The 17,297-nt window shown below is 48.8% G+C and carries 16 protein-coding genes; 14 read left to right on the top strand and 2 right to left on the bottom strand.

From position 1 onward, the window contains the following. Window positions 1–131 precede the first annotated feature (131 nt). Genes BFC17_RS11680 through BFC17_RS11705 form a run of 6 tightly spaced genes read left to right on the top strand, consistent with a single transcriptional unit; the run spans window position 132 to window position 5,197 of the window. Window positions 132–887 carry a DUF3450 domain-containing protein gene (locus BFC17_RS11680; protein WP_070176663.1) on the top strand — a complete coding sequence of 252 codons (756 nt, stop codon included), beginning with the start codon at window positions 132–134 and terminating at the stop codon, window positions 885–887. 13 nt (window positions 888–900) lie between these two features. Then, complete coding sequence (locus BFC17_RS11685; protein WP_070176664.1) at window positions 901–2,265, top strand: MotA/TolQ/ExbB proton channel family protein; 1,365 nt, start codon at window positions 901–903, stop codon at window positions 2,263–2,265. Window positions 2,266–2,270: 5 nt separating this feature from the next. Beyond that, entirely contained in the window at window positions 2,271–2,786 is a 516-nt protein-coding gene (locus tag BFC17_RS11690; protein WP_070176665.1) for a MotA/TolQ/ExbB proton channel family protein, read from the top strand. 57 nt (window positions 2,787–2,843) lie between these two features. Continuing rightward, window positions 2,844–3,251 carry an ExbD/TolR family protein gene (locus BFC17_RS11695; RefSeq protein WP_070176666.1) on the top strand — a complete coding sequence of 136 codons (408 nt, stop codon included), beginning with the start codon at window positions 2,844–2,846 and terminating at the stop codon, window positions 3,249–3,251. A 13-nt stretch (window positions 3,252–3,264) separates the two neighbouring features. Beyond that, window positions 3,265–3,876 carry an energy transducer TonB gene (locus BFC17_RS11700; RefSeq protein WP_070176667.1) on the top strand — a complete coding sequence of 204 codons (612 nt, stop codon included), beginning with the start codon at window positions 3,265–3,267 and terminating at the stop codon, window positions 3,874–3,876. 7 nt (window positions 3,877–3,883) lie between these two features. Beyond that, window positions 3,884–5,197 carry a tetratricopeptide repeat protein gene (locus BFC17_RS11705; protein ID WP_070176668.1) on the top strand — a complete coding sequence of 438 codons (1,314 nt, stop codon included), beginning with the start codon at window positions 3,884–3,886 and terminating at the stop codon, window positions 5,195–5,197. A 72-nt stretch (window positions 5,198–5,269) separates the two neighbouring features. Here BFC17_RS11705 and BFC17_RS11710 read toward each other — a convergent pair whose 3' ends face one another. Then, window positions 5,270–6,592, bottom strand: coding sequence for a DUF2254 domain-containing protein (locus BFC17_RS11710; RefSeq protein ID WP_070176669.1), 1,323 nt, complete (start codon window positions 6,590–6,592; stop codon window positions 5,270–5,272). A gap of 199 nt (window positions 6,593–6,791) precedes the next feature. Between BFC17_RS11710 and BFC17_RS11715 the strand changes: the two genes are divergently transcribed. The 4 genes from BFC17_RS11715 (at window position 6,792) to BFC17_RS11730 (ending at window position 10,630) form a co-directional block, all read left to right on the top strand. Continuing rightward, the gene (locus BFC17_RS11715) at window positions 6,792–7,790 is read left to right on the top strand and encodes a hypothetical protein (RefSeq protein WP_070176670.1); all 999 of its coding nucleotides are present in this window, start codon (window positions 6,792–6,794) and stop codon (window positions 7,788–7,790) included. Then, window positions 7,791–8,105, top strand: a complete 315-nt coding sequence (locus BFC17_RS11720) for a hypothetical protein (RefSeq protein ID WP_070176671.1) — start codon at window positions 7,791–7,793, stop codon at window positions 8,103–8,105. 6 nt (window positions 8,106–8,111) lie between these two features. Continuing rightward, complete coding sequence (locus BFC17_RS11725) at window positions 8,112–8,909, top strand: hypothetical protein (RefSeq protein ID WP_070176672.1); 798 nt, start codon at window positions 8,112–8,114, stop codon at window positions 8,907–8,909. 71 nt (window positions 8,910–8,980) lie between these two features. Continuing rightward, complete coding sequence (locus tag BFC17_RS11730; protein ID WP_070176673.1) at window positions 8,981–10,630, top strand: alkaline phosphatase D family protein; 1,650 nt, start codon at window positions 8,981–8,983, stop codon at window positions 10,628–10,630. Between the two features lie 3 nt (window positions 10,631–10,633). Here BFC17_RS11730 and BFC17_RS11735 read toward each other — a convergent pair whose 3' ends face one another. Beyond that, a complete protein-coding gene (locus BFC17_RS11735) occupies window positions 10,634–11,149 on the bottom strand; it encodes a hypothetical protein (RefSeq protein ID WP_070176674.1) in 516 nt (171 codons plus the stop codon). 134 nt (window positions 11,150–11,283) lie between these two features. On the opposite strand from BFC17_RS11735, the gene BFC17_RS11740 reads away from it, so the two are divergent. The 4 genes from BFC17_RS11740 (at window position 11,284) to lysC (ending at window position 17,207) form a co-directional block, all read left to right on the top strand. Next, complete coding sequence (locus BFC17_RS11740) at window positions 11,284–12,465, top strand: PQQ-dependent sugar dehydrogenase (RefSeq protein WP_070176675.1); 1,182 nt, start codon at window positions 11,284–11,286, stop codon at window positions 12,463–12,465. A 209-nt stretch (window positions 12,466–12,674) separates the two neighbouring features. Then, entirely contained in the window at window positions 12,675–15,287 is a 2,613-nt protein-coding gene (gene acnB, locus BFC17_RS11745) for a bifunctional aconitate hydratase 2/2-methylisocitrate dehydratase (RefSeq protein WP_070176676.1), read from the top strand. Window positions 15,288–15,371: 84 nt separating this feature from the next. Then, window positions 15,372–15,824: a DUF192 domain-containing protein gene (locus BFC17_RS11750; protein ID WP_070176677.1), complete on the top strand. Its 453-nt coding sequence runs from the start codon at window positions 15,372–15,374 to the stop codon at window positions 15,822–15,824. Between the two features lie 33 nt (window positions 15,825–15,857). Beyond that, entirely contained in the window at window positions 15,858–17,207 is a 1,350-nt protein-coding gene (gene lysC / locus BFC17_RS11755; RefSeq protein WP_070176678.1) for a lysine-sensitive aspartokinase 3, read from the top strand. Window positions 17,208–17,297: the final 90 nt, after the last annotated feature.

Here is a 17,297-nt window from a genome sequence, read left to right on the forward strand (position 1 = left end):
TTTTTGTTATAGGAAGGGGAAAATTTTTTTATGACAGATTAGTAATAAAACTGTCACATAAACCCCCTATCCTACCCGCAGTTTTTAGTGGTCGGTTGTTCCGATTTCTTGTAACAAAAAGGTTTGAATGTATGAAGCTTTTTAATACTTTGCTGATTAGTACCGCATTATTGTCGGTGTCAGCATTCGCTCAGGAGCAGGAGTTAAAACCTGCAATTGATGCCGCTAAGGAAATAAATGAATCTGCTGCCCGCTCGCAGCAAAAGATTGATGGCATCACCGATCAGATTGACAGCAAACTGCAACAGTTTAAAACGCTGAACAAAGAGATCGAAGGTCTGGAGATTTACAACAATCAGTTGCGTAAGCAAATCGCCAATCAGGAACAGGAAATGGCTGACCTGAACGCGGCAATTGATGAAGTATCGGTTATCGAACGCCAAATTACGCCATTGATGATCCGCATGATTGATGGCTTGGAGCAGTTTGTACAACTGGACGTTCCGTTCTTACCCAAAGAGCGTGCTGAGCGTATTGCTGGCCTGAAAAGCATGATGGACCGTGCGGACGTTGCGGCGTCTGAGAAATTCCGTCGTGTAATGGAAGCGTACCAGGTAGAAATGGACTACGGTCGCACTATGGAAGCGTACACCGGGATTCACGATATTGATGGTCAGGAACGTGACGTTGAGTTTTTACGTCTTGGTCGTACCGCATTGATTTATCAAACCCGTGATGCAAGCTCACAAGGTGTTTGGAACAAACAAACCCGTCAATGGGAAGAGCTGGACAGTTCTTACCGTACCCAGGTAACCAAAGCACTCCGTATGGCCAAGAAACAACTTGCGCCTGATCTGTTAATGCTGCCTGTAGCACTTACCGACTAAGAGGACGAAAGTGATGTTAAAGTCGTTAAAAACAATCGCAGTTGGTCTGGTTGCTGCCTGCATTAGCGTAAGTGCTATGGCTGAAAACGAGCGCGCACTGGATCTGGATGCTTTACTTAAGCAATTGGAAGAAGGCAAATTTGCCCAATCTCAGCAAAACAAACAACGTGAGCAAGAGTTTATGGCGCAACGTGCTGAACAGGATCGCATTTTACGCGAAACTGGCAAGCTGCGTGACCGTACTCTGGCTAACTCAGAACAGCTGGAAACTCAGTTCGAAGAAAACGAGTTTAAACTGGCTGACCTGAACGAAGCGTTAACTACCCGTCTGGGTTCATTAAAAGAATTGTTTGGTGCACTGCAACAAGTTGCTGGCGATACCAAAAACAAATTCTATAACTCAGTAATTTCTGCTGAAATCCCTGGTCGTGCTCAGTTCCTTGACCAATTGGCACAAGACATGGGTTCAAGCTCCAAGCTGGCGTCTATCGATGAAATCGAGCGTGTTTGGTACGAAATTCAGCGTGAAATGACCCAGTCAGGCAAAGTTACTAAATTTACTACCGACGTTGTTGAAGCGGGCGGTGCTAAGGTAACAAAAGAAGTGGTTCGTGTTGGCCCGTTTGCACTGGTTGCCGATGGCAAATACCTGGACTTCAACGGTGTAACCGGCACTGTTGCAGAGCTTATCCGTCAGCCACCTGCACGCTATGGTGATTCTGCGGCCGAGCTGCAAGCCTCTAATGGTGAACTGGTTAAGTTTGGTATTGACCCAACAGGCGGCTCTATCCTTGGTCTGCTGGTTCAGGCTCCTAACCTGAAAGAACGTGTAGAGCAGGGCGGTGTGGTTGGTTACATCATCCTTATCGTGGGTGCCTTTGGTCTGTTACTGGCAATTGAGCGACTGTTTACCCTGACGATTATTCGTACCAAGGTTAACAGCCAGCTGAAATCGAAAGAAATCAAAACCAACAACCCACTGGGTCGCGTTCTGAAAGTGCGTGAAGAGCATCCTAATGCGGATACTGAGGCACTGGAGCTGCATTTAACCGAAGCTATTCTGGCTGAAGTACCTAAGCTTGGACGTAATCTGGGTATCATTAAGATTATCTCTGTAGTTGCACCTCTGATGGGTCTGTTAGGTACCGTAACCGGTATGATCAACACCTTCCAGGCAATCACTCTGTTTGGTACCGGTGACCCTAAACTGATGGCTGGTGGTATCTCTACTGCCCTGGTAACTACCGTACTGGGTCTGGTTGTGGCTATCCCGACTACCTTACTGTACGCAATGCTGAACACGCGTAGTAAGAACATTGTTTACATTCTGCAGGAACAAGCTGCCGGAGTAATCGCTGAGCGCGCTGAGAAAGGCTAATCATCATGATTGAGTTTCTGGAAGCAATTCGTGATTTTACAGAAACCGGAGGCCAGGTACTCCTGGTCATCGGTTTGCTGATATTCGTGATGTGGCTCTTGATCCTCGAACGTGCATTGTATCTGCTGGTATCGCACAAAAACCTAAGTAAAGCCGCTATTGCTCAGTGGAAAGCCCGTGAAGATCGTTCTTCCTGGTACGCTGAGCAGGTGCGCTCTAAAGTCATTTCGTCGCTGACCATTAAATTAAATGGCAGCATCCCGGTTATTCAGGCTTTGGTGGCACTTTGTCCACTGCTGGGTCTGATGGGTACCGTTACCGGAATGATTGAAGTTTTTGATGTGATGGCCATTTCAGGTTCAGGTAATGCCCGCTCGATGGCATCAGGTGTTTCTAAGGCCACTATCCCGACAATGGCGGGGATGGTTGGCGCACTGTCAGGTGTTTTTGCTTCAAGCTGGTTAAACCGCAAAGTAAAAACCGAACGTGCGCACTTAGAAGAAGCCCTGATTAAGCGCTAATACATTATTCCGAGAGGGTGGTTGTATAAACCACCCGCTAGAAAGGTAAGAAAAATTATGAGACAACATTTTCAAAACCTGGTAGATGAAGAAGAAGCCACAATCGACATGACGCCCATGCTGGACGTGGTATTTATCATGCTGATCTTCTTTATCGTAACTGCGTCTTTTGTAAAAGAGGCGGGTATTGATGTTAACCGTCCTGAAGCCGCTACTGCGGTGAAAAAAGACCGCGCTAATATCCTGGTTGCTATCTCCGATAAAGGTGAAATCTGGATTAATAAGCGTCGCGTGGATGTGCGTGCTGTGCAGGCTAACATTGAACGTCTGCATGCCGAAAACCCACAGGGGACTGTAGTTATTCAGGCTGACAAACTGGCTACTACAGAAACGTTGATTAAAGTGATGGATGCATCCCGGGCCGCTGGTGTTTACGATGTGTCGATTGCAGCGCAAGAGCCATAAGCGAGCATAGACCATGTCACGATTTTTAATCGCATTTGTTGTATCACTGGCGATTACGTTGGGATTGTTCTTTCTGATGCAGTCGCTAATTAAAATGGGCGGCAGTGCATTAACCGAGCCTCCAAAAGGCAGCGTGCTCGATTTCGTTCGCGTTAAGCCTGAAGAGCAGGTGCAGAAGAAAGATCGTAAGCCACGTAAGCCACCCAAGCCGGAAGAACAGCCGCCGCAAATGGATACCCCGCAAATGGACTCTCCAAGTCCGGATGCGAACAGCGAAGGCATGTCATTTGCTGCTGATGTGGGTGACAGTATGGCCCTTGATGGTGGTGGCTTAGCCCTGGAAGGCGGCGATGGTGAATATCTGCCCATCGTTAAAGTTGCCCCGGTCTATCCGCGTCGGGCGTTGCAGCGTGGTATCGAAGGTTTCGTTATCGTTGAGTTTACGGTAACCAAACAAGGGGCTGTGAAAGACGTTTACGTAGTGGAAGCAAATCCTGAAGGTATTTTTGAGCAAGCCGCTATGGATGCTGCACTCAAGTTTAAATATAAACCACGGGTAGTAAATGGTGAGGCGGCGGAAGTATCCGGCGTACAAAACCGTATTACTTTCCAGATAGACGGGTAAGGCGAGTATGAAGCAAGCACTTTCTAAATCCCTGTTATCAGTCGCTATCGCGGGGTTGTTACTAACTGGCGGTACGTCATTGGTAGCCTCATCTGCGGTGGCGCAGGAAGAAACCAAAGCCAGTGAGCGTCCTACCCGACGCACACCGGCACTGCGGTCCAAGGTTTACGACCAGCTGTCTCGCGCTCAGGCAGAAGCCGACGCGGGTAATCTGGCGGAAGCGATTGGAATTCTTGACGTTGTAAAAGATAAATCAGACTCCATGAATAGCTATGAGCTGGCCATGATGTACAACTTTTACGGTTTTATCTATTACAACGAAGAGCAGTATGACAAAGCGCTGGAAAACTTTGCTCAGGTGGTTGAGCAGCAGCCAATTCCGGAAAGCTTTGAACTGAGTACCTTGTTCAGTCTGGCACAGCTTAACCTGATGCAAGGCAATTACGCGACAAGTATTGAATACCTGGAACGGTGGGAAGCACTTAACACTGGCAAGATCCCACCGAAGAATCTGGTGATTAAGGCGCAGGCTTATTATCAGAATAAGCAGTACGAAGAAGCCTCCGAATTCATCACTCAGGCCATTAAAGGTCATGAAGAAGACGGTATGATCCCGGATGAAGGCTGGTTGATTTTACAACGGGCTATTTATTACGAGCTAAAACAGCCTGAAAAGGTTAAAGATGTGCTGGTAAAAATGGTGAAGTTGTTCAACGAACCTAAGTACTGGATCCAGCTGGCAGGCATGTATGGTGAGTTGGGTGAAGAGAAAAAGCAGCTGGCCATTATGGAAGCGGCTTACCAGCAGGGTTATGTAACTTCTGGTGGCGATATCTTTAACCTGGCACAGCTGTATTATTATCATAAAGCCCCTTATAAAGGTGCGCGTCTGATGGAACAGGCGATGAATGATGGCGTACTGGAGAAAAACCTGCGTAACCTGAAATTCTTGGGCCAAACCTGGACGCTGGCCAAAGAGAACGATAAAGCAGTACCTGTGATGGCACAGGCGGCTGAGTTGTCTGACGACGGTGAACTGGATGCGCAGCTGGCGCAAATTTATCTCAATATGGAAAACTGGGATAATGCCATTAAGTCAGCGGACAGCGCCCTTAATAAAGGTGAGTTGCGTAACCCGGGTATTCCCTATCTGATTAAAGGCATGGCGCTGTACAACAAAAAGCAGTACGCGGCCGCACTGGATACCCTTGCAGAAGCAGAAAAGTTCAACTCAAGCAAAGGGATGGCGCAACAGTGGTCTAAATTTGTGGCCTCTGAGAAAGCCAGCAGTGAGCAGCTACAAGCTGAACTGGGTTCGTAATTCAAAGCGTTTACCAGTCCTGATTAACAAGCCGGTGAAATCACCGGCTTTTTTATGCCTGTCAGTTTCGGATCATATAAGACTGTTCTTAAATGGCTGGTAAGCTTCTTCGAGTTTTCTTTCGTCTGCTTCGCTCAACGACATTTGTTCTTTAAGGATATAAATACTTTTTGCATGCTGAGTGATGGCGGCACGCACGGAGTGTTCACACTTTTCGTGTAATTTTCCCAGATTGAACAGTAAGTGTCTTAATACGGCACTTTGCCCCACCGCAGCCTGAATAATCTGGCTGTAGGCTTTATCAATAATCCCGGCAAAGGTGAAAGTGCGACGTTTTAACCACACCTCGGTTGTTGTATTAACCAGGGGTTGGGCCGGAAATTCCCGCGTAGATACCTTTACACACAGGGCGGTGAGTTTGTCGACACAGGTAATTGCCGTATGCGGATCGTTGATTCCCGGAGACAGTGCGCGCAGAGCAATTTCGACTAACTGGGTAATGGCAAACTCAGGGTCCTGAATAGGTGTGCGATTAGCACCAAACACAATGGCTTGTCTTAGTGTGGCAAAATCCTCTTCGTTTAAAGGTTGGTGACAACAGGCGCTGAACAGTGGCTCGCCACATAAGACATGATCGCCGCTGCGCACGAATACCTCGGTACCGGCTATTTGCGCCGCTGGTTGGGATAAAAAGCTGGCATAGTTGATGGTTTGAATATAACCGCTGGTGGTGGCGTAAACGTTAACTCTGAAACTACTTTCCGGGGATGTCCATTGTTCAGCGATAGCCTGATAGGCGCTATGATTTTCTGGCAGCGGCAGCAATGAATCCAGATTGTTTTCAAATTGAAAAACACAGTCTGCGATGACCTGGTCGGCCTGGATTGAACGCGATACATGATGGATAAAAAAGATAATGGTCACACAGTCGATAAGCGCTAAAAATACCGTGACGCCAGCCAGCACAGAGATGGCATCCTGATTACTGCTGATTGACGAGAGGTGATGCAGTGAAATCAGACAAAACAGAAATGTGGTCACCAGCAGTCCCAGTACCCACTGGGTATTGCGGTCGTGCATAAAATTGCGAATGAGCCGCGGCCCAAACTGATTTGACGCCAGCGTAAGGGAAACCAGAGTCATAGAAAAGGCAATACTGGTTACCGTTATCATGGCTCCCGCCACGGTTGACAGCAGTTGCTGGACATTGTTTTGCGTAACCAGTGGAATGAGAGGTCGCAGCCAGTCAGGAAGCATGGCGCGCCCGATAACCGCGAGGCATAAATAACACAGCGCTACGCCGATGCTCATCATCAGTACCGGAATAAACCAGTAACTGGTAGAAAGCGATTCCCAGAGTACCCGCACACGGGTAATGATAAGTCGAAGCGTCATCCCTTAACCTTTTAACAGCGTAAACCCAGTTGATACGGCCGAAGCTGTTGATTTGGATTGGTTATTTTCGTCAGTCAATGTTTATCGTGCAGGCAGAGAACATCTGTATTTTGCTTTCCGGAATATTCAATACTTCTAAATTTCAATGTGTTATGGTCTAAATGATTTCCTGCTAAATACAATATTCAAGGGATTTGATATGAAGTATGTTGTTGGTAGTTTTTGGTTGCTCACGGTTATGCTGGCATATTGGTTGGGGGGAACATCCGTCGACAACGCGTATTCTATCGCCTCCGGCAGTCAGACACCCATCCCATTCAGCGCGGCACAACATCCCCATAAAGAGAGCAACAATAAATTCGAGCTGACAAAGCAGAGCGCTTTGCAGCTTGAAACAACCTGTCAGGAACCAACAGAGACCGCCCTTACAGGGGCTGAACTGGTGGCAGAAACAAAGCGCTTACTGGCGTCTGCACAGTTTGGCTCTTCCATGGCCGCCGTGGCACGGGGATACCAAATGGTGTCCGCCCTCAACGCAGAGCAAACACTGGAAGCGTTGAATTTACTTGATTTATACGACGATCCGGAAAGTATGCGATTGGTGCATATGTTCTTAGAGCACTTGGCGAGTTTGTCACCGCTTGAGGCTATGGATTTTGTCGCTACCAATCTGCACAGCGCGCGGCAAAAGGAAATGGCCAGCTTTACGGTACTGCGGGCGTGGGCAGAAGCTCAGCCTGAAGCCGCACTTGACTGGTATCTGAGTGACCCAGATGAAGCGAACAGCGGCTCTCTCAGTCACTATGGATTAATGACATTGTATTTCAGCTATGCCGAAAAAAATATAGAACAGGCGGTTAGCAGTGTGGCAAATCGCTTTAGTAAAACTGACTATGCCGCCATTGAAATGGCTTTTAGTGGTATTGCCTCGAGCCTTAAAACCACGGCTGATTTTGAGTTCGTGTTAGCTAACCTGGCAGAACTGGATAACGAAAAAGCACTTAGTCGCGTTTATCTGTCATGGGCCTCCATAGATCCACACAGCGCATTGAACCGACTGGCCAGTCAAACAAATTCTGAAAGTCGAGAGCATATTAAAGAAACGGTATATCGCCAATGGATGTATGACAGTCCTGCTGAGGCTTCCGTGGCCTATATGGAGAGTGCGCCACCTGCCGAGCGCCAGTCCCGCGCTTAGATGATTGTGGATGTAATGGGGTTTCGGGATCCGCAACAAACATTAACCTGGATCAACGAGCAAACAGACACGGATACTCATGCATTAACTCAACAATTGCTGGCGCAGTCAGTCATGGTTAACCCGCAGTTTGCTGATAATCAACTGCATCTCATTGAAGATGAAACTGCTCGCCTGGGGCTCAGCGCTCAGATATACATTAATTACGAAAAACACAGTCAGGCGAAGGCTGATGACTTCCTGCTAAGGCAGCCGGATCAACAACATCTAACCGAAGAGATTGCCAGACAGCAAAAAGACATGGCACAGTGGTAACTAAATATGGCACCAGATTACCGTACGTATTCAAAAGAGCAATTAGAAGAGGCCCTCGATTCTATCGATAAATCACGTTTTCCAGAACGGGTGGCCCAGATAGAAAAAGCGCTGAAACAGCTATCTGAATCTGCAGCCACAGACGAAACCGATAAAGAAGCGTATCTGCTGCCAGAGCCCGAAACGTCGGAGCAACAGCAACGCAATGTGCTGGCACTGTTCGGAATGATCTCGGTTGGCCTTGTCATCGGCGCCATGTTAGCGCCTGCCTATTTCCACTCCTTTTTGTTAGCTGATGAATGGGTTACACCGTTTAAATGGGTGGCGTGGACGGCGGTTACTATCGTATTTCTGGTGAGTATGAAGTATTTAGGTCATCCTTCTGAGCTCAGAAAGGCGAATGCCAGGTTACTCGCCAAAGGTAAGAAACCCATGCGAAAGGATTCTAAACGGCGCGCTGCGGGCATATTTATTGGTGCTTTGGCCATTGCGCTGTTGGCTGGTTTTGCTGTATTTCGCGGTCTTCCGGTTGCCCTTCACCTGTATGTTATGGACGCTAAACCGTCTTCAATGGTTATCACGGTGGCTAAACTAAACCGCCGCTATCGCAAAAAGCACTGTAACGGTAAAATTTACTTAAAAGAGTATGAGCAACAGCTTTTTGATTATGTGTGTCAGGTGGTGAGCAGAACTTCCTGGGAAGGACTAAGCCCAGGGCAGAAAATGCGTCTGCAGGGGAGTCAGTCGGCGCTCGGTTTTCTGGTTACCGATGGTTACGCTATCCGCCAGAGTAACAAGAAATAGTCATAATCCTTTCATCTCAATGTCACGGAGTTTAGTCATAGTCTCGGCAATATAGCTTGCTGGACTTTATTATGATCTTTTCACGTCGTCAGTTTTTAAAGACTACGCTTACTACCGGAATCTTAACGCCTTTTGTTGCCCAGGTCGCGGCAGCACCGGTTAACCCTTTGTTTGATTGCGGTGTTGCCAGTGGCGACCCGACCCATACCAGTGTGATCCTGTGGACCCATACTCGCGAACCGGTCGCCATCCGCTGGGAAGTCGCTCAGGATATGGCCTTTAAAACAGTGTTACTAAGCGGCCAGGGACAAACCACGATTGAGCAGGACTGCACTTTTAAAGTTGATGTCACCGGATTACAACCCGGTACCACCTACTATTACCGCTTTATCACCGCGAATGGACAGAGTGAGCCCGGCCGCACTAAAACCCTGCCTAAAGGTGAATTAGCATCATTAAGCGTTGCAGTTGCCTCATGCTCCAACTATCCCTTTGGCTATTTTAATGCTTATCATCATATTGCATCCGATGAGTCGGTAGATTTTGTTCTGCACCTTGGTGACTACATTTATGAGTATGGTCAGGATGGCTGGGGCGATGAAGAAGCCCGTAAGATCAATCGCCGTCATCTGCCTGCCAATGAAATTATTACGCTGGCTGACTACCGCACCCGGCATCGCCAGTACAAAACCGATAACGGGTCGCGTTTGATGCATGCCTCCCATCCGCTTATTCCCACCTGGGATGACCATGAGTCGGCCAATAACCCGTACATGGATGGAGCGCAGAACCATCAGGCTGACGAAGGTGACTGGGCGGCGCGACGAGCAGCCTCCATTCAGGCGTATTACGAATGGATGCCACTAAGGGAACCTGGCAAAAATGCCAGTAAAGCCGAGTTATGGCGTCATTTTGAATTTGGCGATCTGGCCTCCTTAACTACCATCGAAACCCGGCATACCGGTCGTAGTAAGCAAATTGATTATGCTAAGGAACTGCCCGGCATAATGGCTAAGCAAAGTGCGGATACTTTTGTAAAAGAAGTACTGGGTGCGCCTGGCCGCAGTATGCTCAGTGTCGCCATGGAAAACTTTCTGGAGGAAAAACTGGCTTCGTCGGTAGCGCAGGGAACGCAGTGGCGATTAATTGGCAATCAGATCCCCATGGCTCGCACCAATGTGCCCGTTGGCGATGATTTAAGCCTGCCTGCTGATCTGGCTGCCAATAAAGCCATCGCCCAGCACTTTGGTTATTTTATGGCGCTAGGTAAGTATGACTTACCCATTTATCTGGATACCTGGGATGGTTATCCGGTGGCCAGAGAGAAGTTTTATCAGCTGTGTCAGTCAGTGAAGGCGACTGACCTGATTGTGCTAACCGGCGACAGCCACGCATTCTGGGCAAACCAGTTGTTTGCCGCAGATGGCAAGGCGATGGGCGTTGAGTTAGGTACGGCAGGGATTACTTCACCAGGCGATTTTGAAACTTTCGGGCCACAGCTGGCTACTGAGTTTGACCGCCGGGTGGCTAATCACAACCGCGAAATCCTGTGGACTGACTGTCAGCACCGCGGATACATTAAACTCGACCTGACACCATCACAGGCGCTGGCAAGTTTTGTGGCGGTGTCGAATATCACGTCTGAGCACTACAGTGCAAAAACACTGCGCGAATATCGCATTACCAAGTCTGCTCAGTCGCTGTCGATGACTCAGCGTTAGTACTTATAACAGCGCATTTTGTCGTGGCCGCTGAATAATCCAGCGTGCCACGTCCTGGCGCAGGAATTTGTAGGTAAAACCACCCGCCAGTCCGGCGATGACCTGCCAGAGCTGACCTTCAAAAGAACGTGTGCCTGCAATTAGCGTGACGTTAAGAATGGGCTGCATCAACAGCATGACAAGCAGCATAACCAGGCCGCCGGCTAATGGATGTAACCAGTTGCTTTTGAGATTAAACAATCGCCCCACTTTACCACTGATAAACAAGGCCAGCGCCAGCGCAACAAATACCGCAGAACCGTATTTTGGCAAGAGCCCCCACCAATCCAGGACGGTATGTTCTAACCATTGGTTGCCGCTGATAACAACGCCCAGAGATTCCAGATTAGCGAGCACAAACTGTGACTGCGAAACGCTGGCGATGGTATAGGTGACTAACCAGGCTACCAGTAAGGCGCCGACTTTAGTGACCGGGCTGATATCGGACTGTACTTCGTAAACGACTTCTTTTTCATCCATCAACGGAATGCTCTTTCACACCAAGGGTTAAACCTGACTTGCTTTCTTGCACAGATCACAACACTGCTTACAACAAAGCGCAACACAAATCGTATAATTTCATGCTAAGCTGCCAGGAACAAGTTGTTGATAGTATGAAAGGTATGAGCAAAGCGTTACATCTGCATAATAAAGTGTTACTGCCCCTGATATTTTGGGCCGGTACGCTGTTGTGGGGAAGACCAGTAAACGCCGATGAGCCTCCTCCCGTAACCGGCAACTTTCACCAGACTCAAATCGCCGGGTATTTATCGTCACCCTGGGCCGCGGTAGAAAACCCGCTTGGTGGCTGGTTTATTACTGAGCGTGGCGGCACTATTGTTGAATATACTAACGCTGGCCAGCGACTGGAAATCTACCTGGATATTCCCGACCTGTATGTTAGCGGGCAGGGGGGGCTGCTGGATATCGTGCTGGCCGATGATTTTACCGAATCACGACGGGTCTTTTTAAGCTTTTCCGTGGGCAGCGATGACGAAAACTACCTGGCCTTTGGTACGGCCCGCCTGGAGGGCGAAAAGCCCAAAGTAACGCGGTTGTTTACGGTGACCACCCCTAAGGATACACCGGTACACTTTGGCGGCCGCCTGCTTAAACTGGCCGATGGTACCTGGCTGATGACCAGCGGCGATGGCTTTGATTATCGTGAGCATGCCCAGCAAAAAAGCAGTCTTCTGGGCAAGGTTTTACGCTTTAACGAAGACGGCAGTGCGCCTGCGGATAACCCTTTTTACACTACGCCAGACGCAGTGCAAAGCTATGTTTTTACGTTAGGGCATCGTAATCCCCAGGGGCTGACTCAGGATCCGGCTACCGGCCAAATCTGGTTACATGAACACGGCCCCGATGGCGGTGATGAAATTAATTTGCTCAGTGCGGGAAAAAACTATGGCTGGCCGGTGGTGACACTGGGAGAAGATTATTCCGGCGCGAAAATTACGCCCTTTACTCATTACGACGGCATGGCGGATCCGCAGTTAAACTGGACCCCTTCAATTGCACCGTCGTCAATGGTGGTTTACCGGGATACGGCGTTTCCTGAACTTGCTGGTCACCTGTTAGTAAGCAGCCTGAAAAACAAAGCGTTGTTTGCAGTGGCATTAGACCAAAATCCCATGTCCACCGAGCAAATCTTTGCTACTATAAATGAGCGTTTACGAGATGTGGTTGTTGGTCGGGATGGTTCTATCTACGTACTGACAGATGGCGAGCGCGCCCGGTTAATGCGTTTTTCCCCGCTACGGCAGGAAAACGTGCCGGAACACAGTTTGCGCTAACCCGAACTATGAGCTTGTCGACACTGACGAAAGCGACGCTGTCACCCCGCTGGTGACAACAATAGTCTGGCTGAATATCGGCTATAAGTCTGCGAAACTGCATAAAAATTCAAATTCGTTATATATGCCGTTATAATTCCGGCGTTTAAATAGTCACTTCCTGCTCCGGGACCGTTCGAATTGGCAGGAATAACCATGAGGAAAACATCGTGTTAGAAGAATATCGCAAACACGTAGATGAGCGTGCTGCTGAAGGAATCCCACCAAAACCGCTCAATGCGGAACAAGTGGCAGGATTAGTTGAATTACTGAAAAATCCACCTGCAGGCGAAGAAGAGTTTCTGCTGGAACTGATTTCTGAGCGTGTACCTCCTGGTGTTGACGAAGCCGCTTATGTAAAAGCAGGCTTCTTAAGTGCCATCGTAAAAGGCGAAGCAAGCTGCGACCTGATCAGCAAAGAAAAAGCGGTTGAATTACTGGGTAACATGCACGGTGGTTACAACATCGCAACTCTGGTTGAGTTACTGGATGACGCAGCACTGGCACCACTGGCTGCCAAAGAACTGAAGCACACGCTGCTGATGTTTGATGCGTTCCACGACGTAGAAGAAAAGCACAAAGCAGGCAACGAGTTCGCAACTGACGTAATCAAGTCATGGGCCGAAGGTGAGTGGTTCACTTCTCGTCCGCAAATGGCTGACAAGATGACTTACTCAGTATTTAAAGTGACCGGTGAAACTAACACCGATGACTTATCACCAGCACCAGATGCATGGTCACGCCCTGATATCCCTCTGCACGCCTTAGCGGCTTACAAAATGACCCGTGACGGTCTTGAGCCGGAAGAGCACGGCGTTAAAGGCCCAATGAAGCAAATCGAAGAAGTGAAGGCTAAAGGCCATCCGGTTGCTTTCGTGGGTGACGTAGTAGGTACCGGTTCTTCTCGTAAGTCTGCGACTAACTCTGTTCTGTGGTTCTTCGGTGAAGACCTGCCAGGCGTGCCTAACAAGCGCGGCGGCGGTGTATGTATTGGTTCTAAAGTAGCGCCAATCTTCTTTAACACCATGGAAGATGCCGGTGCGTTAGTATTTGAAGCTGACGTCGAAAAAATGAACATGGGTGATGTTATCGACATCTATCCGCTGGAAGGCAAAATCACTAACAGTGAAACTGGCGAAGTACTGGCTGAGTACAGCTACAAGTCTAAGGTAATCCTGGACGAAGTACGTGCTGGTGGCCGTATCAACCTGATCATCGGTCGTGGCCTGACTGAAAAAGCCCGTGAAGCATTAGGCTTAGGTCCGTCTGATCTGTTCCGTAAGCCTGAGCAACCTGCTGATTCTGGCAAAGGCTTCTCACTGGCCCAGAAAATGGTTGGTAAAGCCTGTGGCGTAGAAGGTATCCGCCCTGGTACATATTGCGAACCTAAGATGACTACCGTAGGTTCTCAGGATACTACTGGTCCTATGACCCGTGACGAACTGAAAGACCTGGCGTGTCTTGGCTTCACTGCCGACCTGACCATGCAGTCTTTCTGTCACACTGCCGCTTATCCTAAGCCGGTTGATATCGATACTCAGCACACCCTGCCTGACTTCATCATGAACCGTGGCGGTGTTTCACTGCGTCCTGGTGACGGTATCATCCACAGCTGGTTAAACCGTATGTTGCTGCCTGATACAGTAGGTACTGGTGGTGACTCACACACCCGTTTCCCTCTGGGTATTTCATTCCCAGCCGGTTCTGGTCTGGTTGCCTTTGCTGCGGCCACTGGTGTTATGCCTCTGGATATGCCTGAATCAATTCTGGTTCGCTTTAAAGGCGAGCGTCAGCCTGGTATCACCCTGCGTGACCTGGTACACGCGATTCCGCTGTACGGCATCAAGCAAGGCCTGCTGACTGTAGAGAAGAAAGGTAAGATCAATGCTTTCTCTGGTCGTATCCTTGAAATCGAAGGTCTGGAAGACTTAACTGTTGAGCAAGCGTTCGAACTGTCTGATGCGTCTGCAGAGCGTTCTGCTGCGGGTTGTACTATCAACCTGTCAGAAGAGTCAATTGCTGAGTACCTGCGTTCTAACATCACCATGCTACGCTGGATGATCAACGAAGGTTACGGTGATCCACGTACGCTTGAGCGTCGTGCTCAGAAGATGGAAGAATGGCTGGCGAACCCAAGCCTGATGCGTGCTGATGCCGATGCTGAATACGCAGAAGTGATTGAAATCGACCTGTCTGAAATCAAAGAGCCTATCGTTTGCTGCCCGAACGACCCGGATGATGCGAAAACGCTGTCTGACGTTGCTGGCGACAAGGTTGATGAAGTCTTCATCGGTTCTTGTATGACTAACATCGGTCACTTCCGTGCGGCAGGTAAACTGCTGGATAACTACGGTAAAACACTGCCGACCCGCCTGTGGATTTCTCCTCCGACTAAGATGGATAAAGCCCAGCTGATGGAAGAAGGTTACTACAACATCTACGGTCGCGTAGGTGTACGTACTGAAATGCCAGGCTGTTCACTGTGTATGGGTAACCAGGCACGTGTTGATGCCGGTACTACTGTACTGTCTACTTCTACCCGTAACTTCCCTAACCGTTTAGGTGATGGCGCTAACGTATACCTGACTTCTGCAGAACTTGCAGCGGTTGGTGCAATCGTTGGTCGTCTGCCAACTGCGGCGGAGTACATGGAATACGCTGGTAAGATCGACTCAATGGCAGCCGATGTATACCGCTACCTGAACTTCGACAAGATGGAAAGCTTCAAGAAAGCAGAAGAAGAAGCTAAGGCTAAGATCATTCCAACGTTGAATGTTGCCTGACTTGACGTATAAACTAGAAAGCCGGGCACCGTAAGGGCCCGGCTTTTTTTATGTCTGTATACAAGGTAATCAAAAGGAATGTTAATGGGAACGCGCACCACAATAAAATCAAAACTACTGGCGACAACTGCATTGCTCGCTGGCCTGATGCTTTCTGCCTGCAATGTAAACGCAGTAGATTTTGAAACAGCGCGAGTTAAAGTAAACGACCTGACGCTGCACGTTGAGTATGCGCAGACTTTCGATCAGCGGGCTCAGGGCCTGATGTTTCGTAAAACACTGTGTGACGATTGCGGCATGTTGTTTGTTTTCAGACCCGAAAAGCAGGCGAGCATGTGGATGAAGAATACTTTTATTCCACTGGACGTGGCATTTATCGACAGAAACGGTGTCATAACTGATATCAAGCCATTACAACCACACGATTTAACCTCGGTGGGGGCGTCTAAAGTGATTAAGTATGCACTAGAAATGAACCAGGGCTGGTTTGCCAAACATGATATTCATGTTGGCGACCAACTGATTGTCAATCCATAACGCTGAAAGAACAGCGTACAAACGGAGAACACCGTGAGTAACCCGTTAACCATTGCAAAATTTGGCGGCACCAGTGTTGCTAATTATGCTGCTATGCAAAATTGTGCCCGCATTGTTGCTGGCAACCCAGGCACCCGTATTGTTGTGGTAAGCGCCGCAGCCGGTATTACCAATCATCTGGTGGATCTGGCGCATAAAGCCATGACCCAGGATCAAATCAGTGAAGTCTGTCAGGCGATTACGGATATTGAATACCGCATTCTGAACGAACTGAAAGACAAAGACAGCGTAGAGTCCAAGCTTAATGATTTACTCGATGAAGTAAAAAAGCTGGCCTTTCACGAAGAGATCCTGCATCGCAACGATCTGAAAGACAATCTGCTGTCGATGGGTGAGCGTATGTCCTCACTGATGTTCAGTGCCGTACTGGCTGAGCAGAACGTGACTACCATGAACTTTGACGTGCGGAAGGTATTGCGTACCGACAGTGAGTTTGGTTGTGCTGCGCCTCAGCTTGAAGCCATTCGTGAAAATGCCCAGGCTCTGTTAAAGCCAGAAATTGATAACGCCATTGTAGTTACCCAGGGCTTTGTGGGTGCCGACGATGAAGGCCGCACCACTACATTAGGTCGTGGTGGCTCAGATTTCACCGCAGCGCTACTGGCCGAAGCCATTGATGCAGACGTGTGTGAAATCTGGACTGATGTTACCGGCGTGTATACCACCGACCCGCGTATTACTGCTGCGGCGCACCCGCTGCCAGAACTGAGCTTTGAAGAAGCTGCTGAAATGGCCACTTTTGGCGCTAAGGTACTACACCCGGCTACCATGGAACCAGCAGTGCGCAAAGACATCAAGGTGTTTGTTGGCTCCAGTAAAGAGCCTGAAAAAGGCGGCACCTGGATTGTAAAAGACTGCGAAAATGAGCCGCCATTCCGCGCCCTGACACGCCGTAAAGAGCAGGTGATGGTAACGGTTAAAACCCCTAAAATGATGTACGCTCAGGGTTTCCTGCAACAGGTGTTCGGTATTATTGCCAAGCACAAATTAAGCGTGGATCTGGTGACGACCTCAGAAATCTCGGTGTCGTTTACCCTCGATAACCCGGCTAACTCGGTAGCGCAGCGCCTGAACCGTGAAACCATTGCTGACCTTGAAACTATTTGTGATGTGAAAGTAGAGCATGGTTTTGATTTGGTTACCGTGGTGGGCAATCACATGCAAACCAGCAAAGGTGTTTCCAGCCGGATATTTGCCGCGGTCTCTGACTTCAACCTGCGCATGATTTGTTTTGGTGCTAACCCGCACAATATTTCATTCCTGGTGAATGAATCAGACAGTACCGAAATCGTCACAATTCTACACAAAGAATTATTTGAATAACTACCTCCCGGGATAGTTTGATGAACCCTGCTAAAACGGCTCCTGTCAGGAGCCGTTTTCTTTTGTGTGTTGTGCTGTGAGAAGCGGCTC

This window comes from Marisediminitalea lipolytica (assembly GCF_001758465.1).
Classification (GTDB): Bacteria; Pseudomonadota; Gammaproteobacteria; order Enterobacterales; family Alteromonadaceae; genus Alteromonas; species Alteromonas lipolytica.

Bases quoted from the DNA above. Each gene is read 5' to 3' on its own strand.
- BFC17_RS11680 (WP_070176663.1), top strand. From the start codon at position 132: ATGAAGCTTTTTAATACTTTGCTGATTAGTACCGCATTATTGTCGGTG.
- BFC17_RS11685 (WP_070176664.1), top strand. From the start codon at position 901: ATGTTAAAGTCGTTAAAAACAATCGCAGTTGGTCTGGTTGCTGCCTGC.
- BFC17_RS11690 (WP_070176665.1), top strand. From the start codon at position 2,271: ATGATTGAGTTTCTGGAAGCAATTCGTGATTTTACAGAAACCGGAGGC.
- BFC17_RS11695 (WP_070176666.1), top strand. From the start codon at position 2,844: ATGAGACAACATTTTCAAAACCTGGTAGATGAAGAAGAAGCCACAATC.
- BFC17_RS11700 (WP_070176667.1), top strand. From the start codon at position 3,265: ATGTCACGATTTTTAATCGCATTTGTTGTATCACTGGCGATTACGTTG.
- BFC17_RS11705 (WP_070176668.1), top strand. From the start codon at position 3,884: ATGAAGCAAGCACTTTCTAAATCCCTGTTATCAGTCGCTATCGCGGGG.
- BFC17_RS11710 (WP_070176669.1), bottom strand. From the start codon at position 6,592: ATGACGCTTCGACTTATCATTACCCGTGTGCGGGTACTCTGGGAATCG.
- BFC17_RS11715 (WP_070176670.1), top strand. From the start codon at position 6,792: ATGAAGTATGTTGTTGGTAGTTTTTGGTTGCTCACGGTTATGCTGGCA.
- BFC17_RS11720 (WP_070176671.1), top strand. From the start codon at position 7,791: ATGATTGTGGATGTAATGGGGTTTCGGGATCCGCAACAAACATTAACC.
- BFC17_RS11725 (WP_070176672.1), top strand. From the start codon at position 8,112: ATGGCACCAGATTACCGTACGTATTCAAAAGAGCAATTAGAAGAGGCC.
- BFC17_RS11730 (WP_070176673.1), top strand. From the start codon at position 8,981: ATGATCTTTTCACGTCGTCAGTTTTTAAAGACTACGCTTACTACCGGA.
- BFC17_RS11735 (WP_070176674.1), bottom strand. From the start codon at position 11,149: ATGGATGAAAAAGAAGTCGTTTACGAAGTACAGTCCGATATCAGCCCG.
- BFC17_RS11740 (WP_070176675.1), top strand. From the start codon at position 11,284: ATGAAAGGTATGAGCAAAGCGTTACATCTGCATAATAAAGTGTTACTG.
- BFC17_RS11750 (WP_070176677.1), top strand. From the start codon at position 15,372: ATGGGAACGCGCACCACAATAAAATCAAAACTACTGGCGACAACTGCA.